General features: G+C 65.2%; 18 protein-coding genes and 1 pseudogene. 14 read left to right on the top strand and 5 right to left on the bottom strand.

From position 1 onward, the window contains the following. Nucleotides 1–142: 142 nt before the first annotated feature. The 3 genes from CFB89_RS32145 to CFB89_RS32155 form a co-directional block, all read right to left on the bottom strand. Nucleotides 143–544 (bottom strand): hypothetical protein, encoded by a 402-nt coding sequence (locus tag CFB89_RS32145; protein WP_179233571.1) that lies wholly within the window; start codon nucleotides 542–544, stop codon nucleotides 143–145. Nucleotides 545–713: 169 nt separating this feature from the next. Next, nucleotides 714–1,952 carry a dicarboxylate/amino acid:cation symporter gene (locus CFB89_RS32150; protein WP_179233572.1) on the bottom strand — a complete coding sequence of 413 codons (1,239 nt, stop codon included), beginning with the start codon at nucleotides 1,950–1,952 and terminating at the stop codon, nucleotides 714–716. Continuing rightward, nucleotides 1,936–2,598: a GntR family transcriptional regulator gene (locus tag CFB89_RS32155; protein ID WP_089471472.1), complete on the bottom strand. Its 663-nt coding sequence runs from the start codon at nucleotides 2,596–2,598 to the stop codon at nucleotides 1,936–1,938. The genes CFB89_RS32150 and CFB89_RS32155 overlap by 17 nt, the downstream gene beginning before the upstream one ends. Nucleotides 2,599–2,747: 149 nt before the next feature. Here CFB89_RS32155 and CFB89_RS32160 point away from each other — a divergent pair, with 149 nt between their 5' ends. Continuing rightward, nucleotides 2,748–3,212, top strand: a complete 465-nt coding sequence (locus CFB89_RS32160; protein WP_089471473.1) for a GNAT family N-acetyltransferase — start codon at nucleotides 2,748–2,750, stop codon at nucleotides 3,210–3,212. A gap of 735 nt (nucleotides 3,213–3,947) precedes the next feature. Next, nucleotides 3,948–5,114, top strand: coding sequence for a porin (locus tag CFB89_RS32165; protein WP_089471728.1), 1,167 nt, complete (start codon nucleotides 3,948–3,950; stop codon nucleotides 5,112–5,114). 70 nt (nucleotides 5,115–5,184) lie between these two features. Here the strand turns inward: CFB89_RS32165 and gcvA are convergent, their stop codons facing one another. Next, a complete protein-coding gene (gene gcvA / locus CFB89_RS32170; RefSeq protein ID WP_089471474.1) occupies nucleotides 5,185–6,117 on the bottom strand; it encodes a transcriptional regulator GcvA in 933 nt (310 codons plus the stop codon). Between the two features lie 138 nt (nucleotides 6,118–6,255). Here gcvA and CFB89_RS32175 point away from each other — a divergent pair, with 138 nt between their 5' ends. Both CFB89_RS32175 and CFB89_RS32180 read left to right on the top strand, forming a co-directional pair. Beyond that, nucleotides 6,256–7,485, top strand: a complete 1,230-nt coding sequence (locus CFB89_RS32175) for an MFS transporter (protein WP_089471475.1) — start codon at nucleotides 6,256–6,258, stop codon at nucleotides 7,483–7,485. Further along, on the top strand, nucleotides 7,472–8,368 hold the full coding sequence (locus CFB89_RS32180; RefSeq protein WP_089471476.1) for an oxidoreductase: 897 nt from the start codon (nucleotides 7,472–7,474) through the stop codon (nucleotides 8,366–8,368). The genes CFB89_RS32175 and CFB89_RS32180 overlap by 14 nt, the downstream gene beginning before the upstream one ends. Before the next feature lie 12 nt (nucleotides 8,369–8,380). Here the strand turns inward: CFB89_RS32180 and CFB89_RS35590 are convergent. After that, a pseudogene (locus CFB89_RS35590) lies at nucleotides 8,381–8,491 on the bottom strand (AraC family transcriptional regulator); the annotation flags it as partial. Between the two features lie 211 nt (nucleotides 8,492–8,702). Between CFB89_RS35590 and CFB89_RS32190 the strand changes: the two are divergent. The 10 genes from CFB89_RS32190 to CFB89_RS32240 all read left to right on the top strand — a co-directional run bounded on the left by CFB89_RS32190 (nucleotide 8,703) and on the right by CFB89_RS32240 (nucleotide 21,586). After that, complete coding sequence (locus CFB89_RS32190) at nucleotides 8,703–9,860, top strand: DUF4382 domain-containing protein (protein ID WP_089471478.1); 1,158 nt, start codon at nucleotides 8,703–8,705, stop codon at nucleotides 9,858–9,860. A 610-nt stretch (nucleotides 9,861–10,470) separates the two neighbouring features. Then, complete coding sequence (locus tag CFB89_RS32200; protein ID WP_179233573.1) at nucleotides 10,471–10,755, top strand: hypothetical protein; 285 nt, start codon at nucleotides 10,471–10,473, stop codon at nucleotides 10,753–10,755. A 261-nt stretch (nucleotides 10,756–11,016) separates the two neighbouring features. Next, entirely contained in the window at nucleotides 11,017–11,301 is a 285-nt protein-coding gene (locus tag CFB89_RS32205) for a hypothetical protein (RefSeq protein ID WP_089471729.1), read from the top strand. Nucleotides 11,302–11,348: 47 nt separating this feature from the next. After that, the gene (locus CFB89_RS32210; protein WP_089471730.1) at nucleotides 11,349–11,558 is read left to right on the top strand and encodes a hypothetical protein; all 210 of its coding nucleotides are present in this window, start codon (nucleotides 11,349–11,351) and stop codon (nucleotides 11,556–11,558) included. A gap of 33 nt (nucleotides 11,559–11,591) precedes the next feature. Beyond that, entirely contained in the window at nucleotides 11,592–11,804 is a 213-nt protein-coding gene (gene rpsU / locus CFB89_RS32215) for a 30S ribosomal protein S21 (protein ID WP_089471480.1), read from the top strand. Between the two features lie 9 nt (nucleotides 11,805–11,813). Next, entirely contained in the window at nucleotides 11,814–12,020 is a 207-nt protein-coding gene (locus tag CFB89_RS32220; RefSeq protein ID WP_089471481.1) for a hypothetical protein, read from the top strand. Between the two features lie 384 nt (nucleotides 12,021–12,404). Continuing rightward, nucleotides 12,405–13,139, top strand: a complete 735-nt coding sequence (locus CFB89_RS32225) for an ABC transporter substrate-binding protein (RefSeq protein ID WP_089471482.1) — start codon at nucleotides 12,405–12,407, stop codon at nucleotides 13,137–13,139. A 922-nt stretch (nucleotides 13,140–14,061) separates the two neighbouring features. After that, the gene (locus CFB89_RS32230; RefSeq protein WP_089471483.1) at nucleotides 14,062–14,844 is read left to right on the top strand and encodes a response regulator transcription factor; all 783 of its coding nucleotides are present in this window, start codon (nucleotides 14,062–14,064) and stop codon (nucleotides 14,842–14,844) included. Nucleotides 14,845–14,886: 42 nt separating this feature from the next. Next, on the top strand, nucleotides 14,887–17,247 hold the full coding sequence (locus CFB89_RS32235) for a CHASE2 domain-containing protein (RefSeq protein WP_089471484.1): 2,361 nt from the start codon (nucleotides 14,887–14,889) through the stop codon (nucleotides 17,245–17,247). 565 nt (nucleotides 17,248–17,812) lie between these two features. Continuing rightward, nucleotides 17,813–21,586, top strand: a complete 3,774-nt coding sequence (locus CFB89_RS32240) for a YadA-like family protein (RefSeq protein ID WP_089471485.1) — start codon at nucleotides 17,813–17,815, stop codon at nucleotides 21,584–21,586. Nucleotides 21,587–21,671: the final 85 nt, after the last annotated feature.

The following is a 21,671-nucleotide window of genomic DNA, read 5'->3' on the forward strand; positions in this document are numbered from 1 at the left end:
CAAAAGGTCCTGGCGATCCGAGGTTGAGTGTGCCAGAACCACATACTTTGAACGGCGTACGCCTACAAACAAACGGGATGTCAACGACCGCCCCAAAAATCGGGACTTCCGCCCGCCCCGCGCAGCAATCTGTGATCGCAGTTCAGGCCGGGCTAGCGGACGCAGTCACGCGAGCGCTCATGCCCGCACGCTCGAATGCTTCGCCAGACTTCGGTCCTTCCCATGTTGCGATCATCGCGTCGGTCGGCAGATAGTCGGGATCGGCCGATGCGACGCCGGCCCACAGCCCTTGAGACACCTGTCTGCCATGGAGATAAAAGTGGAGCTCCCGGCCAGCACGCTCGCAAGTACACCGGATTCTCTCCACCGATCGGCCCAGCCCCCTGATCTGTGCGACCTGGTTGCGATCCAGCTCGAACATGGCGCTCACCACCCCGTCGCAATCGACAATGCCGATCATGTTGCTGTCATCGGTGAATGTCCACGACGGATGCGGCGTGCCCAAGCGCAGCATGAAAAAATCCGCGGATTCCGAACCAATCATCACGTTTCTCCTGCAACGATACACCGTTCTACTAACTGTAAATTGATAAAGGCACTCGCCCATCCCATGCCGTCTTCCCGTCGTGCCCGGATGCTCGCGTGGCGCTACGCCAGCGCCTTGCAACGGGCGGGCGCAACATGAAATGCGCACCGCCACGCTTCCGGAGCTCCTACACGCTTGCCTGACCCGTCACGGTTTCCGCGGGTGTACTCTCCGAACCCGACAGCCTCACCGCCACGGCGGCAGCCGCCGTGCTCCCGTAGACGTTGAGAGCGGTTCTCCCCATGTCGAAAAACGCGTCGACACCCAACAGCAGCAGCACCGCATCGGCCGGCAACCCGATCGACGTGAGAACGATGGTGATCGCGACGATCGCGCCGGACGGCACATTGGCTGCTCCGTCGATGGTGACTATCGTCAAGATCAGAACCGTGATCACCAGCGGCCAGGACCAGACCAGGTGATAAGCGTCGGCCAGATACCCGACCGCGAGGGCCGTGTAGAGGACCGCGCCGTCGCGATTGAAAATATAGGCAAGCGGCAAGATCGTGGACGCCACGCCGTAGGGCACGCCCAGTTCGACCAGCTTCTTCAGGTGCAACGGGTAGGTAATTTCGGACGAACGCGTCGTGAAACCCAGGATCAGCGGTTCCTTCACCTTCCTGAGCACGGCGAGCGGCGACTGACCGGCGACGCGAATGACGACGGTGAGCACGAGCGCAAGAATCGCCATGCCGAGATAGGCCACCCCCAGCAGCTCGATGAGCGAGTGCGCGCCGGTAAAGCCCTTGGCTGCCAACAGTTGCGCGATCGCGGCGAAGATCGCGAGCGGCGACCATGCGATCACCCACTGGATCATCTTGAACAGCCCCGACAGCAGCGCTTCGAAAACGGCAATCGCAGGCTCGGCACGCTCCGGGGCAGCCGACAATGCCGCGCCGAAAATGACGCCGAAGACGAGCACCGGGAGCGAATTCCCGGCAGCCAGCGCAGCGACGATGTTGGCCGGGATCAAATCGACGAGGAATTTCGTCCAGTCGATGCTGGACGCGAGCGCGGCGGGCATCGATCCGGAGTGGGTGAGGCTTGCCCCGAGACCCGGTCGAAATGCAAAGTTGAGCAGCAGGCCGAACGAGGCGGCCAGGCCGGTCATAAGAATGAAGAAGCCGATACTGGACAGGGCAACCTTTCCGAGCCGCTCGCGCAACCGGCCCGCGCGAAAGACCCCGACCGTGACCGACAGGAAGATCAGCGGCATGACGACCATCTTGATCGCGTGGCCGAACATCGTGCTGAGAAAACCCAGCTTCGCGGCGAAGCCCGGGGCAAACACGCCGCAAGCGGCGCCCAGCACAAGTCCCCCCAACATTTGCATCGGGAGGGAAAGCCCTTTATTTTTCGTGTTCATGCCGTGCCTTTAGCAGTTTTATCCGTGCCGGCGTGCCGTCAACGATGTGATTCCACATATGCTGACGCGCAAGTTCGCCGTCGTTCGCTTCGATTGCGTGAAAGATGTGCAGGTGCTCGATCGTGCCGCGCCGAACGGTTTCCGCGTCGCCACGCGGGAGCTCGTTCAGGGCCAAGGTCTGGGCCCGCAATAAACCATACGCCGACGAGATCCGGACGTTCCGTGCGGCAGCAAACAACTCTTGATGAAACACCCAGCCGATACGTTGCTCGAGCATGATGTCCGCGACGTCCCGGTCGATCAGTTCCTGCATTTTTGCCGCGGCCTCGCGAAGGCCTGCCGTTACGCCCGACTTCGCTGCAAGAAACGCTGCGGTACTCTCCAGGGCCAGCCGCATTTCAAAAATTTCGCGAAGGTCACTGGTAGTCGGCGACGCGACATAGGTGCCACTCTTTTCGATCACGACGACCAACCCTTCGGATTCGAGCAAATGCAATGCGCTGCGCACCGGCATTTGACCAAAACCCAGTTCGTCCGACAGGCCTCGGTGAGATACTTTCTGCCCAGGCGCAAGACGGCCGTCGAAAATCCTCGATCGGATCTCGTCGTAGGCCCGTTCTGCATCTGTCGATACTTTCAACGTCATCTGTGATCGCAGTTGGCGTATGATTCGAAAAAAGAAACAGGTAGGAAATTACCCTTACTGGCCATGCCCGGCAACTGCTAATTTTGCGAGTGGGTATGCCGAAAGAAAATTGGAAGAAAATACGCGTTACGAAGAGAGCCGATAATTATATGACCTCACAAGATGTGCGCTTTACCATCTGTGCCGTCCGTGCGGAAGAAACCTATCCCCTCAGGGCTGCCATCCTGATGGCGGGAGATGAAGAGGGAAGCGCGCTACACGGAGACCACGCCCCAACGACGATGCATTTTGCCGTTCGTGACAACGACAGGATCGTTGCGGTGGCGTCGGTATGTAAAGAAGCACCATCCGGCGCTTCGAACACTGAGGCGTGGCGCCTTCGCGGCATGGCCGTCGATCCGTCGGCACGCGGCCTGGGATTCGGACGCCTGCTGGTCAATCTGTCCATTCGCCATGTGCGCGAACAGCGTGGCGTGCTGCTCTGGTGCACGGCGCGCGAATCGGCATACCCGTTCTACGAAATGCTCGGCTTTGAACGCGATCCGATACCGATTGCAATGCATGGCCGCGACGACATGAAATTCTATTTAATGCAACGCCGGATCGAATGCTGAGTTTCGTGCGCGATTGACGTTCGATTGGAATCGGAGGCCTGGCTACCGCCCCCGGAAAATCCGCTTCGTCCGGCGTCCGCATGAGCCGGTTCGCCCGCATAAAGCCATCCGCCATTCCGTGACACGCGGAAAACCCGCTTGCGGCCAATATGAACCGGCATTCAACAATCGCTCCCTCTGTTTCAATTATTGCAATCCCGGAATAAATGGAACGATGACAACCGGTACTGCCGGATCGACGCTCATCGTGCCGCCCGTCGAATCCGGTTATTGCTCCCCGCTCCACCTAAGCTGAATTCGCTTGCCGTGGTCGAGATCCGTCAGCGTGATGGCGCGGATCTCGATAACGCGTCGCCTTCGTGCCGGTTCTTATCAGGGAAATCCCGTAAGGTGCCCGGCGATCAAACGAGATTAACTTATATCAAACAAATTTTGACCGGAATTTATGTTCCTGATATGGTCCTTCCACTTGCAAAGTGCGGCCAGGCTGGATCGGCGCCCGTCGCCGGCGGCTGAACCGGACGCTTAGCCAGTCCGCAAGGATGAGCGATGCGACAACGGAGCAAGGACAATTGTAAGGACCACGAAGCGAGCAGACTTGGCATGCCGATTTGGCGAATACGGCGCCGGCCGTCGCGACCGACGCGACTTGCAGGCCATGCGCCGCCCGCTGCATCGGATACGACAAAAGCCGTTTCACCCCATCCCGAAACCACTCCTGACAGTGAAATGCAGATGAAAAACAAAAAGATCAACATCAGCGTTATCGCTGTTGCCGCCTTCGCAGCATCGTCGGCAGCAATGGCACAGTCGTCGGTCACCCTGTATGGCATGCTCGATGCAGGTATCGGTTACACGTCGAACATCAATGGCCACAGCCGGTACGGCCTCGATGGCGGCGCCGCGGGTTCGAACAAGTGGGGCCTCAGGGGGCAGGAGGATCTCGGCGGCGGTCTCCAGGCGGTATTCAAGATCGAGAACGGTTTCAGCATCGGGACAGGCGGCATAGGCGGCCAGGGGCCGATCGGTTCCACGCGTTCGCTGTTCAACCGCCAGGCTTACGTGGGCCTCGCGTCCAATCAGTACGGCACGGTGCGCATGGGGCGCCAGCTTGACGCCGTGACGGAAATGGTTCAGGTCCTGACGGGTGACGCCATTTCGGCGTCGACCTTCTCGACGCCGGGCGACGTCGACAACAACGACAACACGACGAACCAGAACAACGCGGTGAAGTACATTTCGCCGATCATCCACGGCTTCCAGGCCGAAGCCGCGTACTCGTTCGGCGGCGTGGCCGGCGCAACGGGCTCGGGGCAATCGTGGTCGGGTGCCGCCACCTACGCTCAAGGCGGCCTGACGGTCGCCGGCGGCTACTTTCATGCGGTCAACCAGGGCGAGAACGGATGGTTGAACGCAACGGCGCAACCGAGCTTCGGCGGCGCGCTGGGCTATCCGAGTTCGGGCTACAACGGCGGCAACGCGTTCAAGAGCGCGGGCATCGCGCAAGTCGCCGCGCAATACGAGGTGGGGCCGTACACGGCTGGCCTGCGCTACTCGAACGCCCAGTACAAGGGCAACGACGGCCAGGCGTCGATCCACTTCAACGTGCTCGGTGCGCTGCTGCAGTACCGCGTCACGCCGGCGCTGTCGCTGGCGACCGGCTACACGTATGTATACGGCTCCGCGGCCACGCCCGCGCAAGCCGCCGAAGGTCGCACGATGGCCTCGATCAACCAGGTGTCGCTGGGTGCGACGTACTCGCTGTCGAAGAGCACCGCGCTGTACGCGATGGGCGCCTACGTGCATGCCAAGGGTGCGCAGGCTTCCGCTGCCGACTTCGGCAACACCTCGTCGGGCGGCAACCAGGTTCAGGTCAACATCGGCATGTTCCACGGCTTCTGATCGCCGACTCGCGACACCGGAGCAGTGGCGGCACGGCTCCGGTGTCGTGCCGCCTGGTCTGACGGCGAATCTAGCCGCCGTCCTGACTCGCCATCCCTTCCATCCACGCGTCGAACGCGGACACGGCCGCGTCGTCGGCGCGATCGGCGTTCGTCACCAGCATGTAGTCGTCGGCACGCCAGACGGGCGACGCGATGGGACACACGAGGCGCCCTTCGGCAAGATCGCGCCCGATCAGCGGCAACGATGCCAGCGCCACGCCGAGCCCCTCGATCGCCGCGCCCAGCTGAAGATTCACGTGATCGAATTCGACGTGGCGCGCGGCCCGCAGATCGGGCGCACCCGCTTCCTTCAACCAGTGCGACCAGGCGGAGCGCGTCGTGGCCGAATGCAGCAGCGTGTGATGACGCAGGTCGGTCACGCTCTGTATCGGATGCCGGCGCAGCAACGCGGGGTTGCAAGCCGGCACACGCGGGTCGGGCATCAACGGACGCGATACGACGCCCGGCCCTTGCTCGGGACCTGAGCGCACGCCGATATCGAAAGCGTCGGCGACATAGCGCAGCTTGCGCGACGTGGTCGAGACCCTGACGTCGATATCGGGGTACCGCGCATGGAAATCGGCGAGCCGCGGCAGCAGCCAGCACAGCGCAAAGCTCATCGGCACGTTCACCCGCACGACGCCGGATATCCGGTGCGCGAACGGGTTATGGCGCAGCCGCACCACCGCGGTGCCGAGGCGCTCGAACGCGTGGCTGACGTCGTTCAGCAACGCGGCCCCTTCGTCGGTCAGCACGACGCCACGCGGGCGACGGTCGAACAACGGCAGGCCGAACCAGTCCTCCAGCAACCGGATCTGTTTTCCGACGGCCCAGTGGGTGACGTGCAGTTCCGCCGCGGCGCCGGCGAAGCTGCCGTGCCGCGCGACCGCGTCGAAAGCGCGCAGCGCATTGAGCGGAGGCAACTCGTCCCGGTGCTTCGAAGCCCCTCGGCTTTCATCCATGACGTGACTTTTTCTCTCTGGTGACGGGATTTTAGCTCAATTGAAATGGCTGGCGCCTCGGTCATAGAATTTACGCGTCGAGCCTCAAAACCCCACCGCGAGCGCCTCCCATTCATCGCTCGTACGGAGAGAATGACAATGCGCTTGCCCGTTTTTTCCCCTCCCGTCGTGCGGGAAACCGCACCGTCGAGGCCGCGCGTGCTGTGGCTGTCCTGCGTGGCGCATGCAATACACGATGGCTACACGGACATGATCTACGCGCTGCTCCCCGTGTGGCAGTCGGAATTCGGGCTCGACTTCGCGGCCCTTGCCATCCTGCGCGGCGTCTACGCCGGCACGATGGCGACGCTGCAGTTGTCCGCGGGGCGTGTCGCGCAACGTCTGGGCAGCGGCGCGACGCTCGCAATCGGTACGCTGCTCGCCGCGCTCGGCTACGCGCTCGCGGGCATGTCGGGTGGCCTGCTCGGGTTGGGCGTCGCGCTCGCGATCTCGGGCGGCGGCTCCAGCACGCAGCATCCGATCGCGTCGGGCGCCGTCTCCCGCGTCTATGGGCGCGATGCGAGAGGCCCGCTGAGCATCTACAACTTTTCCGGCGACCTGGGGAAATCCGCACTGCCGGCCGCCATTTCGCTGCTTGTGACCATGATGCCGTGGCGCCATGCGCTATGGATCGTCGCCGGGCTCGGTTGCGTCGTGGCCGCCGGCATCGCGCTCTGGTTTCCCGCCGTGCCCCGCGCCGCCGCGCAGGCGACGGCAAAAGAGCCAGCGCCCGCTCGACGCGGCGGCACCGGAGGAAGCGGATTCTCCGCGCTGTTTTCCATCGGCGTGCTCGATACGGCCGTACGCATGGGACTGCTTACCTTTCTGCCTTTCCTGCTGAAGGCAAAGGGCGTCTCGCCGCAACTGCTGGGAACGGCGCTTGCACTCGTCTTCATCGGCGGTGCGGCCGGCAAATTCATGTGCGGCTGGCTCGGCGCGCGCATGGGGACGGTGAGGACGGTGTTGTTCACCGAGGGCGGTACGGCGGCGTGCATCGTCGCGGTGATCTATCTTCCGTTGACGCTTACCATGGTGCTGCTGCCGATTCTGGGCATGATGCTCAACGGCACGTCGTCGGTGCTGTATGGAACCGTCCCGGAGATGTCCGCACCCGAGCGCACCGAGCGCGCATTCGCGATTTTCTATACCGGGACGATCGCATCGGGCGCGATCTCGCCCGTTCTCTACGGTTTCCTGGGCGACAGGATCGGTGTGCACGGCGCCACGTATGCGACCGCGTTGACCGCGCTGGCGATTTTTCCGCTCGCTCTCGCACTGCGCCCGCATCTGACAGACCACTCACGGGATGAACACCATGACGAAGCCTGACTACCCGAGCGTCGCCCTCGTCGGCCCGGGCGCGATCGGAACGACCGTCGCCGCGGCCCTTCATGAAGCCGGCCGCACCCCGGTGATCTGTGGCCGCTCGGCGCACGAGCAGTTGACGTTGCGCTTCGATGGCGGCGAGATCGTCGTGCCCGGGCCCGTGCTGACCGATCCGCAAGCGGTCCACGAACGGTTCGATCTCGTGTTCGTCGCGGTCAAGTCGACGCAGATCGCGAGCGCGGCACCGTGGGTCTCCGCGCTATGCGATGCGGATACCGTCGTCTGCGTGCTGCAAAACGGCGTCGAGCAGAAAGCCGCCTTCGCACCGTATGCGGCCGGCGCCACGATCGTGCCGTCGGTCGTCTGGTTTCCCGCGCAGCGCGAATCGGGCACGTCGGTGTGGCTGCGGGCCACGCCTCGGCTCACGCTGCCCGATACGCCGGCGAGCAACGTGGTGGTTTCGGCTTTGCGCGGCACGCGATGCTCGCCCGAGGTGGCGGAGGATTTCATCTCGCTCGCGTGGCGAAAGCTTTTGCAGAATGCAGTGGCGGGGCTCATGGTGCTGACCGGTCGCCGCGCCGGCATGTTCGCGCGAAGCGACATCACCGACCTGTCGCTCGCGTACTTGCGGGAATGTCTCGAGGTCGCGCGTGCGGAGGGGGCGAAGCTGGGCGATGAAGTGCCGCAGGAGATCGTCGACGGATTCCATGGCTTTCCGCCCGATTTGGGGACGTCGATTCTTGCCGACCGGCAAGGCAACCGTCCGCTCGAATGGGACTGCCGGAATGGCGTCGTGCAGCGCTACGGACGAACGCACGGCATTCCGACGCCGATCAGCGATCTGGTCGTGCCGCTTCTCGCGGCCGCGAGCGATGGTCCGGGCTGATGGCGAGGCGCGCTATAGCGCGACGTAGTGCAGCGCGCTGCGTGCGGCGTCTTCATCTTCCAGCCGCGCAATGAGGCACGCGGCCAGATACTGCGAAGCAAAGCGGCCACCCGCCGTGGCAATGGCAAAGCGCGTTAACGTATGACGAAAGAGCGGCGACGTACGATGCAATCGCCTTCGCCAGCCGTCCGGCGCGCTCCGAAGCGACATCAATGCCGGTAAAGATTTACCGACCTAACAAATAGTTACCGTTCGTTTCAAAGATACCCAGATAGTGAGCCGCGCCCCGGCTATTCTTCCGTCACCCACAATAACCATCCCATGGGGGTGACATATGAACAATATGATCAAGAGCGCCCTGTGCGCCGCGTTCGTCCCATTCGTCCTCGCCGGTTGCGGCGGCGGCGACGACGGTGGCGGCACGCAAACCGGTACGCTGCACGTCGCGATGACGGATGCGCCATCGTGCGGCTTCGACCACGTGTACGTCACCGTCTCGCAAGTCCGCGTCAACGCGAACGCGAACGCCGCCGACAACGACGCCGGCTGGTCGACCGTTTCCCTCGCGACGCCGCAGAAAATCGACCTGCTGTCGCTCACCAACGGCGTGCTCGCCGATCTCGGCCAGACCGCGCTGCCTGCCGGCCAGTATCAGCAAGTCCGGCTGGTGCTCGCGCAGAACCAAGGCAACACCCTCGCCAACTCGGTCGTGCCGACGGGCGGCACGGAACAGGCGCTCGCCACGCCGAGCGCGACGCAAAGCGGCTACAAGATCATCCAGCCGTTCACGGTCCAGCCCAACACGCTCGTCGACCTCGTGCTCGACTTCAATGCATGCAAGTCGATCGTCCAGCGCGGCAACGGTTCGTACGCACTGAAACCCGTCGTCACCGCGATCCCGACCGTCGTGAGCGGCGCGATCTCCGGTTACGTCGCATCCGCCGAAGCCGGCGCGACCGTCTATGCGGAACAAGGCGGCAAGGTCGTCCGCGGCACGGTGGCCGACAGTTCCGGGAAGTTCGTGCTGTCGCCGCTGATCCAGAGCTCGACGCAGGGCAACTACGATGTCGTGATCGTGCAGAACAACTTCGCGTCGGGCATCGTCCGCTCGGTTCCGGTGGTCGTGAACACGACCACGGCGGTGTCGGCGTCGAGCGCGCCGATCACGCTGCCGGCCTCGACGATGAGCACCGTCAGCGGTACGGTCACGGCCAGCGCGAACGCCTTCGTGCGCGCGCTGCAGACGATCGACGCGAACGCCTACGAGATCACGTCGATCAACGCGAACATGGACACCGGCGCTTACGCGCTGTCCGTGCCCGCGGCTGCACCGATCGTCGGCACCTACTCGGGCTCGCTGCCGGTCGCGCTTGCCGCGGCGCCGGCCGCCGCAGGTCAATACACGATCGAGGCCGACGCGGCATCGGGCGCGACGCAGTCGGCGAACGTGAACGCAACGACCAGTCAGTCCAACGTCAACTTCAGTTTCTGACGCGCTGACCGCATCATCGAAAGGGCCGAACGGCCCTTTCCTACCAACGGGAGAACGAAGTGAAAAAAGGGGTGATCGCAGTGCTCGCAGCGGCGAGCATGGTGGGCGCGCTCGGCGGGTGCGTCGCCTATGTTCCGGGCCCACCGGTCGTGGTCGCGCCGCAAGGCGGGCCGGGAAATGGATTCTGTCCGCCGGGACAGGCCAAGAAAGGCAACTGTTGACGAAATGCCCGCGGCAATCGCGGGCATTTTTTCATCCATCGCGCGAGCCGACCGACGTCCACGCGTGAGGATTCGACGAATGCCCTGTTCTTTCCACGTCGTCAGTCATTCCGCCATCCTCGGCGGCTACGTCAGTAGATATCGCTACAACGCTTCGGCAGCAGGCGGTTCCACTCGACGCGGGAGGGCGCCGCACCTGGCGGCCGGATCGCCTCGTCGCCGGACCGACGCCGCAGGACATCGTTACGATATCCTGCGACTCGAGCGGTTCAACGCATACACTGAAAGCACGCCACGGCGAACGCCCGTCCCCCCATCGCACGCTTTCGCCGACACCGTTCCGGATGCAGCCGGACGGCAGATGCAGGCCCATACGTGAAACCGCCCCAATGACCATCGATCCCGGCTCCATTCCTTACTATCTCGTCCTGCGGGCCGGTTGGCCACCCTATGTGTTGAATGCGGATCGTCAAGTGCTGCGCCGCCAGGCGAGTCCGCTCTTGCTGGCATTCGCGCGCACGCGCGGCGCGTTCGCCCATGTCGACGACAGCGCGTGGAACGTCTTCTCCGACAGCGAGGGGCTCACGGCAGTCGAACGTCGCGAGACCGGTTTCTTTTCGCTGGTCGCGGGAAACGAGACCGAACGTCAGTTGCAGTTGCTGGCCACGCTCTGACGTCGTCGCCGGGCGTGCCGCCGCGTGCCTGCGCCGCCCTGGAATAAATCGACCGCTCGGCAAACGATGCGCGTATGATGAGTCCATCCGCGCGATCAGCCGTCCTTTGACCGTTCGCCCCTCCACCCGCCCGCTTGCTGCATCGCCCCTCCTTCGCGCTGCAACGTTGTCCCCTTCACCCATCGGCCGCCCCACAACGGGAATACTGGCCGGATGTGTTCGCCCATGCGACTCGTCGTGGCCGAACGCCAGGAGTTCGTCATGAGCATGCACGTTTATCGTGGATTCGAGATTTATCCACTCATTTATCCTCACGTGCCGGCGCTGAATGGCTGCCCGCACAACTACGACGCCGGGTTCGACGCGGCAGTCAAGATTTGCCTGCGCGGCACCACCGATACGCTGACGCAGAGCCAGACCTTCATACTGGGCGACACGTCGCCATTCGACAACGCCGGTGACGCGCGCCGCGCATCGGTGCGCTATGCCGAGAACATCATCGACGACAATCACGGCAAACAGGGATTCTTCGCCAGCGCGTGCTGACGCGGCTCGTCAATGCCATACGGTTTTTTGGTATTTTGGAGGTCGAAATGATCATCGACGAACTGCTCGGCTTGATCAGGCGGCATGAAGTCGCCCGGATCGACACCGCCGTGCCCGCCAGAATCGCCGATTCGGCGATGTGCCATCAACCCGAGCTGCACATGTTCATGGCGGTACGTGCGCTATCGATCGGCGCAGGCTATTCGGAATTCGAATCCGACGAGATAGCCAGCGCCGTCATGACGCGGCTCGGCTAACTTTCCGCTCCAACCTTTCCAGACAGGATCTACATGACGACAATCACGCCGAAGCTGAACGAACCGATCGATGTCACGCTGCGACGATTCCGGCGCGACATCGAGAAAACCGGGCTGATTCGCGAGTTGCGCAGTCGTACGAGCTACGAGAAGCCGACGACGGAGCGCAAGCGGAAAAAAGCCAGCGCCGTTGCCCGACAGCGCTTGCAGACAAAGCGCCTGTTGCCGCCCCGGAAAATGTACTAGGCGCACATCGTGTACAACACACCGGCCGAGGCGCCTCCGTTCTTCCCGCTGACGAAATGCGAAGTCGATTTCGATCGGCAGAACGACATGGTGACACTGCTGCCGAGCTTCTACGCCTTCGGGTGCGAGTACACCAGCCGCGGGCTTCTGATCGCGCGCGGCAATGCGTTCAAGCTGATCGCCGCGCTCGAGAAGGCGCTCAGCATTCAGGAGTGAGCCGACACCGGCGCGGCAGCCCGCTCGTCGGATTGCCGGCGTCGAGGTTTTTCATCATCCAGCCCGTCGCCGCGTGCGCGAATCCCGAGCCCGCCACGCACTAGCGACGGAAGTGCGTCGTTGTCGTTGCCGATCACGCTGCAGCCTGCCTTGATCGCGTGCGGCTCGGCGTCCGGCGTCAGCTTCCTCTCCACACATGTACGCAGCCCGTGACAGGGATGCAGCGACCGGCCATGAAGGCCGCGGGCCGACTCAACCTCTCGTCGTCTCCACGCAGGCAGGCCTGCAATACGCGATGCACGACGTCCGGTGATAAGCTCGACGTCGACGCGCCGTCGCGCATCCCGTCATCCGACCGACCCTACGCCTCCCGCGAGTCCGCCCATGTCCATCGCACCTGCTGTCGTCTCCGCCTTCACCCCCACCGGCAAGCTCCGCGCATCGATCAACCTCGGCAATCCGATCCTCGCGAACCGCGACCCGGCAACGGGCGAACCGTTCGGCGTATCGATCGACCTCGCCCGTGCATTCGCCGAGCGCCTGTCGACCGACCTGGAACTCGTGGTATTCGACACCGCCGGCAAATCGGTGCAAGCGCTGACCGACGAGCGCGCCGATTTCGGCTTCTTCGCGGTCGATCCGCTGCGCGGCGAAACGGTCGCATTCACCGCGCCGTACGTGCTGATCGAAGGCTTCTATCTCGTGCCCGACGCATCGCCGATCCGCACCAACGCGGACGTCGACCAGCCGAACAACCGCGTGGCCGTCGGCAAGGGCAGCGCGTATGACCTGTTCCTCACCCGCGAACTGAAGGCCGCGACGATCGTGCGCGCGCCGACGTCGCAGGCCGTGGTGGCGACGTTCGTCGAGCAGCACCTGGAAGTGGCGGCCGGCGTGAAGCAGCAGCTCGAAACCGACGCCGCGAAAACGCCCGGCCTGCGCCTGCTCGACGAACGCTTCATGGTGATCCGGCAGGCGATGGGCGTGCCGAAGAGCCGTGGCGACGCGGCCGCCGCGGCACTGAGCGCCTTCGTCGAGGAAATGAAGGCGTCGGGCTTCGTCGCCGATTCGCTGCGCCGGCACGGCATCACGGGCGCCTCGGTCGCGCCGGCGGCCTGATCGAACACCGCGTGCCGTTGCCGCATGCGCACCCGGGCCGACGACGCAGGAAGTGCACCACTCTCGCGGTACTCGAACGCCGACGGGTCACGCCCCCGGCGAACCGTCGCCTCGGGATTTGCCGGCACCGGTCGTCGTACTGACGAATTGGGCGATGCTGCGCGCGGCAGCGCGTCGTCGATCGGCCCGAACGAGCGGATCGGCGCGCTGCCATCGATCACGGGCATGTGAGCGTCGAGCACCGGGCTGCGGCGACGACTAAAACGTCTGTCGTCGCATGACAAACCCTTACCCTTGTGCGAAAATCCGCCGACACTTGGACCTACCCCATTGTCACTGGAGCAGCGGACCATATCATCGAATCGGCAAAATTTGCTCGCCGAATTGCCGAACAGAAAACCGATATTCGCTGCGCGTAAAAACGACCGCTGCGCGGCCGGCCAAAGCACAATCGAAACACCCTGCAGCCTGACGAGAGCATGGCAACCATGAGCATCCAGATGCTGAGAGCCCGGCGGAACGCCCTTAAACATGCTCAATGCGTACCTCAATTAGCGCTTCCGCGCCCCCTGCTCCGACGTCGTTCGACATCGGGTTCGGAACGAGAAGGTTCACCGCAAATGGCCGTGACCATGTAACGCGTTCGCCGCACGCGCTGGCTGCGGCAGTGCGCGCGGCGCGTCCAGCGCGGCTCGATGTTTCTCCGAGGGTGCACAGCATGCATGACGCAGCCGTTCCTCTGACGTGCCCGGCGCACGGGCCGCCGCCGCGCCCATCGGTCTGTCGGCGACCCGTGCGCCATCCGCGTGCCCCGCGACGCTCCGTTCGCGCATCGCCCCTGAACCGCGCGCGGCCGCGTCCGAAGACGAAATGACGACGTGGGCGGTGTTGCCCACCTGCTGATGACAAGGATGACGCCCCGATGCGTGTGCTGATAGTCGAAGATGATCCCGTTCATGCGAAAGCCGCGACGCGCGTCGTCGCGCCGCTTGGACACGAAGTGGTTGAAGTGCGTGACGGCGAGTCGGCGCAGCGACTGTTGCGCGCGGAGCCGTTCGACCTCGTGATCCTGGACTGGCTGCTGCCCGCGATGAGCGGCTTCGAGGTGCTGTACTGGATTCGCCGTACGCTCGGCACGTCGCCCGCCGTCCTGTTCGTGACGAGCAAGACGCTCGAAGACGACATCGTGCTGGCGATGGACGCCGGCGCCGATGACTACATTACGAAGCCGTTCCGCGTCGCCGAACTCGCGAGCCGGGTGAACGCACTGTTGAAACGCTCGACGCGCGATGCCGATCGCCTCGGCCTGATCCGCGCGAGCGACTACGTGCTGGATCCGCGCGAGCGCACGATCCTGTTGCGCGGCGCGCCGCTCAAGCTCACCCCGAAGGAATTCGACCTCGCGGAACTCTTCTTCGGTAACCTCGGCAAGCTGCTGTCGCGCAAGCTGGTCTGCATGAGCACGTGGGGACGCGAGCTCGATCCGGAGTCCCGCACGCTCGATACCCATATCTATCGGATACGGCAAAAGCTAGCGCTCGGGCCCCAGAACGGATTGCGCCTGAGCGCCGTCTACACGCACGGCTATCGCCTCGAGGCCGTGCCGTCGGACCACTATCACGCCGGCGCGTCAGTGCACCACCGCCCGCTCGTGCAGCCTGCGTCGCCGCCTCCGCTCGCGCCCGCAGGGCTCGAGTGCGAATGACGCCACTGTCGGCGTCCGCGTTCGCGCGATGAGCCACATCCGATGCTGACCGACGATGCGCGCTTTCCCGACGGTTCCATCCGCGAATGCATCGTGATAGGTGCATGCGTGCTGCTGCTGTGCGTGGCGCTGACGTCGTCCGGCGTGCTGCGTCGCGCCGACCTGTTCTTCTTCGACATTGTGCAGCCGCTGCTGCAGCGGTCGTCGCCGCAGAAGATCGTGCTGATCGCGATCGACGGCGCGAGCGCGAAGGCGCTCGGCGGATGGCCGGTCAAGCGCGCCGATTACGCGACGCTGATCGACCGGCTGACCGCGGCGGGTGCGGCCGCCATTGGGCTCGACGTCGCGATGACGCATCCGGGCAGAATCCTGCCTGCCGGCGACGCGTGGCTGGCGGGCGCGATCGAGCGCAACGGCCGCGTGGTGCTGCCGGTCGTGGTCGCCGACGACGATGGGGACGGGTTGCCGAACGTGGCGCCCCCGCTCGAGCCGATCGCGCGCGGCGCATTCTCGATCGCGCAAGTCAATGCCGCGCCGGACGCGGATGGCGTGTCGCGCAGCTTCCATCTGCGCGAAGGTCCCCCGACCATCGACTACGAGCACATGAGCGCATCGCTGCTCCGCGCGAGCGGCGTGCCGTTCGCGGAATGCGACGAGCCGCCGGCACGTCACGCGATTCGCTGGACCAGCGCATGCCGCCGCTACGTGCCGCTCGGTTCCACCCCGTCGTATCGCACGGTCTCGTTCCTCGATGCACTCGCAGGCCGCGTCGATCCCGGCTTGTTCGAGCACGCGATCGTGCTCGTCGGCCCGACCGCGAGCACCGCGGACACGCAGTTCGTCACGCCGGGCCAGAGGCCGCCGCCGCGCGCCGGCGTCGAGTTCGTCGCGCAAGCCACTTATGCGCTCGCAAGCGGGTCGCTCGTGCGCAGCGGATCGTGGGCTGCCCAGTTGCTGTTCAGTCTGTCCGTGCTGCCGTGGCTTTGCGCGGCCCTGTACGCGCTCGGCCCGCGCGCCGCGCTGCTCGCCTCCACGGCTATCGCGCTCGCCGCATGCGCCGCGTCGCTGCTGGTGCTGAAGACTGCGCATCTGTTCTGCTTTCCGGCCACCACGGTGACCGCGTGCTTGCTGGCATACGCGCTCAGCGCATGGCGGAGGCAGGAAACGTTGCTGCGCTATCTGACCCGCGAAGCCGAACGCGCGATCGCAGACCCGTGCCTGCCGGGCGACGCCCCTGTTCGCATGAATGCGATCGATCCGTTCCGCCGGCGGGTCATCGTGATGACCGCGATGATCGCGCGCCTGCGGCGCTCCGCGCACCTGATTTCCGAATGGATGAACAGCCTGCCGGAAGCCACGCTCCTCGCGTCCGCTTCGGGAGCCGTGATGCTCGCGAACCGCCTGGCGCTCGACCTGTACGGGAAGGATGCCGCGCCGCGCGGTTCGCGGCCGCCGGCCGCTGGCCGACATGCGGCCCACGTACTGCGCGAAATGACCGCATCGAACGACGTGTCGCGATACGTGCAGCGCGCGCTGCGAACGCTGGCCGAGCACAACGGCGGTGCGGACGCACGCGAACCGTCCGCGCCGATGGACGGCCTCGAGATCGTCGATGCGAAGCAGCGCTCGCTGCTCGTGAAATGCGCGATCGTCCCTGCGCACGAAGCGAGCGACGCGATGCTGATCTTTCACGTGGCCGACGTCACGCCGATGCGCGCTGCCGAACGCCAGCGCGACACCGCGCTGCGCTTCCTGTCGCATGACATGCGTTCGCCGCAAGCCGCGATACTCGCGCTGATCGAGCAGCGCCGGGATACGCCGGCCGAGTTGCCCGAAGCGCAGTTCACTGATCTCGTCGGTCATTACGCGCGCAAGACGCTCACGCTCGCCGACCAGTTCCTGCTGCTCGCCCGCGCGCAGGCTCGCTCGCCGAAAGCGACGAAGGTCGATCTCGCGCCGCTGCTCGGCGACGCGGCCGACGACCTGTGGGCGCATGCGAGCGCGAAGCGGATCAGAATCCGGTTGATCGCGGAACCGGGAATGCTCGTCGTCGCCGATGCGCTACTGCTGCGTCGCGCCTTCGCGAATCTGATCGACAATGCGATCCGGTTCAGCCCCGAGGGCGCGACCGTGACCATCGCGACCGGCGAAAGCGAAGAACACTTGCGCGTGACGGTCGCCGATACAGGTGTCGGCATACCGGAACAGCAATTGCCGAACCTGTTCACCGAGTTTTTTCGCGCGGATGCGAGCGACGCGAACGCCGGGCATGGCCTCGGGCTCGCGTTCGTCAAGCAGGTGGTCGACGCGCTGGGCGGAGAAATTCGCGTCGAAAGCGCCGTCGGCCGCGGGTCGGCCTTCACGTTGCTGTTGCCTCGAAACACAGCGCCGCGCGATCGTTGAAATCCGGCGCGTGGCGCCGCGGGCCACGCACGCCGCAATTTTTCCCGATTCCCTCACCGGCTCGAAAGCGTCTCCGCGAGGTCGCCGCGCCACGCCCCGAATTTCCATTGTCTCGATTTAACAAATTTACGGTCTTTCCGCGCATGTCGGCGGTTATCAAAACCCGCAACAAAACGCATTAATCCTGTTGCAAAAAACCATCGAAAGCAGCCTAAAACCAAGGCTCGACTATGCCCGGACATGCCGCAAAGCCGCACCAGGCGGGTTCTCGAGCACGCCAGTTCTCTTTGTTCACATTTCGCTCACAATTATTCAGATTTGCTCCCTCTCGTCGCTGAATACCTTTCCCTTATTCTACGGATCAGCGGGTTCTTGCCCATTTCGATTAATCAAACATGCCCATGAAAAGGTATAAAAATTCGATTGGCTCAATTCACTACTTCCGATTGAAATCGATCGATATAAATCGTTTTATTGCAAGACTCGTTTCCCGATAAATACAGTTTTCATCCGGCTCGACAGACATTCCACGCACCCCGGTATTCGGGGTTGGCCCGGTGCGTGAATGGCGCGCGCCGCTCACCGGCAGAAATCCATGAATAGAACTTACCGCACTGTGTGGAACGCGGCGCGCGGCGCAATCGTCGCGGTGTCCGAACTCGATCGGGCGAACGGCAAGGGGAAAACCGGAACCGGGGCCGACGCGCGCGGCACCGGCACGTCGGTCACGCTGAAGTCGCTGACCGTTGCCGTGCTCGGGAGCATGGCGATGTGGTCCGGCGGCGCGGCGGCGCAGGTGGCGGTTTCCGGCACGAACTGCCCGGGGACGGCGACCGCGAACACGAACAACGGCATCGCGATCGGCTGTACGGCGAATGCCGCGACGACGAGCGGGGCGATCGCGATCGGCGCGAACGTCACGGCGAACGGCGTCAACAGCACGGCCGTCGGCATCTTTTCGCAGGCGACGGCTCAAGCCGCATCGGCCTTCGGTACGTCGGCGTCCGCGGGCGGTACCAATTCCGCCGCGATTGGACCGGCCGCGAAGACATCGGGCGCCGCCAGCACTGCGGTCGGCCCTTTCGCGAACGCGTCGAACACAGCCGCATTCGCCGGCGGCAACGGCGCGGCCGCGTCCGGCTCGGCTGCCATCGCCGTCGGGTCCGGGTCCGCCGCATCGGGTGACAATTCGGTCGCGGTCGGCCAGAGCGCGGTTGCAGACAATCTGGGCGGGACCGCGGTCGGCAGCGCCGCGCAGGCGACCGCCTCGGGTGCGGTCGCGTTCGGCAGCAACGCGACCGCGTCGAGCGGCAACGCGATTGCGGTCGGCTATCAGTCGACTGCCACCGGCACGAACTCGATGGGGTTGATGACCCACGCCGTCGCGAGCGGCACGCAATCGATTGCGATCGGCACCAACAGCACGTCTTCCGCCACCTCCTCCGTTGCGCTCGGCCCCACCGCGCAGGCCACGAATGCAGCCGCCACCGCGCTCGGCAACGGCGCGAAGGCGAGCGGCAACACGGCGCTCGCGATCGGCGGGCAGGCAGTCGCGGCCGGCGACGGCACCGTGGCGGCGGGCCAGGGCGCAGGCGCAGGCTCGACGACCGCCAACACCGGCTCGATCGCGGTCGGTGTCGCGACCGGCACGCTCGTGAGCGGCGCGCAGAACACCGCGATCGGCGGTGGCATCGCGAGCGCGATGCGCGGCGCGGGCTCCGGCGTCACCGGCACGCGCAACGTCGCGCTGGGTAGCGGCAACGGTACCGTCACGTACGACGGCACGCTGGCCGCCTCCGCGGGCAGCCTTGTATCGGGTAACGACAACGTCGCGATCGGAACCAATGCGGGCATCGGCGTCACGGCAAGCGGGACTACGTCGGTCGGTCTGAACGCGAACGCATCGGGTACGAATGCGATCGCAATGGGCGTAGGCGCTCAGGCGAGCGGCGCGAACAGCCTGAGCATCGGCACGGGCAACGTCGTCAGCGGCGCGAATTCCGCCGCGATCGGCGATCCGAGCACCGTCACGGGCTCGGGCTCGTATTCGCTCGGCAACAACAACACGATCAATTCGAATAATGCGTTCGTCGTCGGCAACGGCGTGACGGTGCCCACCGGCCTCGACGGCGCGGTCGTGCTCGGCAACGCGTCGACGGTGTCGGCCGCCGTGCAAACGCCAAGCGCGGTCATCGGCGGCACCACGTACAACTTCGCCGGCGGCACGCCGGCGGCCGGCGACGTGGTGAGCGTCGGCTCGGGCGCAGCGCCGCGGCAGATCCAGAACGTCGCGGCCGGGCGGATCAGCGCGAGTTCGACCGACGCGATCAACGGTAGCCAGCTTTATTCGTCGAATCTGGCGATCAACGCGTTGTCGACGTCGACGGCGTCGAGTATCACGTCGTTATCCACGTCGACTTCGACCGGGCTCGGCTCGCTGTCCACGAGCCTGAGCTCGACCAACAGCACGATCACGTCATTGTCGACCGGACTGTCCAGCACCGACAGCAACCTGACCTCGCTATCCACGGCCACGTCGACCGGCATCGGTTCGCTGTCCACCAGCCTGAGCTCGATCACCAACAACAACACGAACCTCGGCAACAGCACGGCCGGCGCGATCGGCGGCGGCGCCACCTACGATCCGACCACCGGCACCGTCTCCGCGCCGTCCTACGTGACGTACAACAGCGACGGCTCGACCACGATCAACAACAACGTCGGCTCCGCGATCGACAACATCAACGCGAACGGCATCAAGTACTTCCACGCGAACTCCACCGCGCCGGACAGCCAGGCGCGCGGCCTGGACAGCGTCGCGATCGGCCCGAACGCGATTGCGCAGGTGGACGGCAGCATCGCGCTCGGCGCCGGTTCGCTCGCCGATCGCGCGACGGTGCCCACGTCCGGCATCATCCGCAACGGCAGTGCGTCGATCCCGTTCGACACCACCGACCAGACGCTGCTCGGCGCGGTATCGGTCGGCGATGCGACGAACAGGACGTACCGCCAGATCACCAACGTCGCCGACGGCACCGGCCAGCAGGACGCGGTGACGGTGCGGCAGCTGACCGGCGCGCTGCAGTCGTTCGCGGTCACCGGCCAGAAGTACTTCCACGCGAACTCGACGGCGGGCGATTCGCTCGCCGTCGGCGCGGAATCGGTCGCGGTCGGGCCGACGACGGTCGTCAACGGCGACAACGGCGTGGGCATCGGCAACGGCGCGATCGTCGACCAGACCGCGCCGGGCGGCATCGCGATCGGCCAGGCGGCGAGTGCCGCGCAGGCCGATGCGATCGCGCTGGGCAGCGGCGCGAGCGCGACCGGCGCGCAGTCGGTCGCGCAGGGGGCGAACGCGGTGGCGGTCAGCGTGGGCAGCGTCGCGCTCGGCTCGGGCGCGCGCGGCAGCGCGACCGATGCGCTCGCGCTCGGCGCAGGGGCCTCGGCGACGTTCGCGAACAGCGTCGCGCTGGGCGCCGGTTCGCTGACCACGGTCGGCGCGCTGACGAACTACGTCGCGTACGGGCTGAGCAGCCCGCAGTCGTCGGCCGGCGAAGTGAACGTCGGCAACCGGCAGATCACCGGGCTGGCCGCCGGCAGGAACGGCACGGACGCGGTGAACGTGTCGCAGCTCGATTCGGTCGCGAACCAGCTGACGACGTTGATCGACCAGCGCACGACCAACCTCGGCGGGCAGTACACGACGAACCCGCCCGGCGGCAACGTGCCGCCGGGGGCGAGCGGGTCGAATTCGTCGGCGGGCGGGTCGGGGGCGGTCGCATCGGGCTCGAACAGCACGGCGGTCGGCAACAGCTCGACGGCGTCCGGCAATGGCTCGACCGCGATCGGCGTGGGTTCGACCGCATCGGGCAACAACTCGACGGCGCTCGGCGCGGGCAGCAACGACGGCGGACGCTCGAACGTGGTCGCGGTCGGCTCGACGGATTCGGCGCGCCAGGTCGTGAACGTCGCGGCCGGCACGCAGGGCACCGACGCGGTGAACGTGAATCAGTTGAACGCGAGCGTAGGCAGCACGCTGTCGCAAGCGAACAGCTACACGGACGGCCAGGTCGCGGGCCTGCGCAACAGCCTCGACAGCTATCGCCGCGACGCGGACGGCGGCACCGCGACGGCGATGGCCGTGGCCGGCCTGCCGCAACCGTCCGGCCCCGGCAAGAGCATGGTCGCGATCGCGGGCAGCGCGTACCGCGGCCAGTCGGGCCAGGCGCTCGGCATCTCGACCATTTCCGAGAACAACCACTGGATCTACAAGGCGGCCGTGTCGACCAACACGCGCGGCACGTACGGCGCCGTGGTCGGCGCCGGCTATCAGTGGTAGGCGTACGAGGCGATGCGAAACATGAAACGGAACGACAAGCGAACCATGAAAACTCAACAGGCTGGGCTGCTCGCGGCGTGCGTCG

Source organism: Burkholderia sp. AU16741, assembly GCF_002223345.1.
In the GTDB taxonomy this organism is placed as follows: Bacteria; Pseudomonadota; Gammaproteobacteria; order Burkholderiales; family Burkholderiaceae; genus Burkholderia; species Burkholderia sola.

Excerpts from the sequence above, each read along its gene's own strand:
- CFB89_RS32145 (WP_179233571.1), bottom strand. The coding sequence starts at position 544 with ATGATTGGTTCGGAATCCGCGGATTTTTTCATGCTGCGCTTGGGCACG.
- CFB89_RS32150 (WP_179233572.1), bottom strand. The coding sequence starts at position 1,952 with ATGAACACGAAAAATAAAGGGCTTTCCCTCCCGATGCAAATGTTGGGG.
- CFB89_RS32155 (WP_089471472.1), bottom strand. The coding sequence starts at position 2,598 with ATGACGTTGAAAGTATCGACAGATGCAGAACGGGCCTACGACGAGATC.
- CFB89_RS32160 (WP_089471473.1), top strand. The coding sequence starts at position 2,748 with ATGACCTCACAAGATGTGCGCTTTACCATCTGTGCCGTCCGTGCGGAA.
- CFB89_RS32165 (WP_089471728.1), top strand. The coding sequence starts at position 3,948 with ATGAAAAACAAAAAGATCAACATCAGCGTTATCGCTGTTGCCGCCTTC.
- gcvA (WP_089471474.1), bottom strand. The coding sequence starts at position 6,117 with ATGGATGAAAGCCGAGGGGCTTCGAAGCACCGGGACGAGTTGCCTCCG.
- CFB89_RS32175 (WP_089471475.1), top strand. The coding sequence starts at position 6,256 with ATGCGCTTGCCCGTTTTTTCCCCTCCCGTCGTGCGGGAAACCGCACCG.
- CFB89_RS32180 (WP_089471476.1), top strand. The coding sequence starts at position 7,472 with ATGACGAAGCCTGACTACCCGAGCGTCGCCCTCGTCGGCCCGGGCGCG.
- CFB89_RS32190 (WP_089471478.1), top strand. The coding sequence starts at position 8,703 with ATGAACAATATGATCAAGAGCGCCCTGTGCGCCGCGTTCGTCCCATTC.
- CFB89_RS32200 (WP_179233573.1), top strand. The coding sequence starts at position 10,471 with ATGACCATCGATCCCGGCTCCATTCCTTACTATCTCGTCCTGCGGGCC.
- CFB89_RS32205 (WP_089471729.1), top strand. The coding sequence starts at position 11,017 with ATGAGCATGCACGTTTATCGTGGATTCGAGATTTATCCACTCATTTAT.
- CFB89_RS32210 (WP_089471730.1), top strand. The coding sequence starts at position 11,349 with ATGATCATCGACGAACTGCTCGGCTTGATCAGGCGGCATGAAGTCGCC.
- rpsU (WP_089471480.1), top strand. The coding sequence starts at position 11,592 with ATGACGACAATCACGCCGAAGCTGAACGAACCGATCGATGTCACGCTG.
- CFB89_RS32225 (WP_089471482.1), top strand. The coding sequence starts at position 12,405 with ATGTCCATCGCACCTGCTGTCGTCTCCGCCTTCACCCCCACCGGCAAG.
- CFB89_RS32230 (WP_089471483.1), top strand. The coding sequence starts at position 14,062 with ATGCGTGTGCTGATAGTCGAAGATGATCCCGTTCATGCGAAAGCCGCG.
- CFB89_RS32235 (WP_089471484.1), top strand. The coding sequence starts at position 14,887 with ATGCTGACCGACGATGCGCGCTTTCCCGACGGTTCCATCCGCGAATGC.
- CFB89_RS32240 (WP_089471485.1), top strand. The coding sequence starts at position 17,813 with ATGGCGCGCGCCGCTCACCGGCAGAAATCCATGAATAGAACTTACCGC.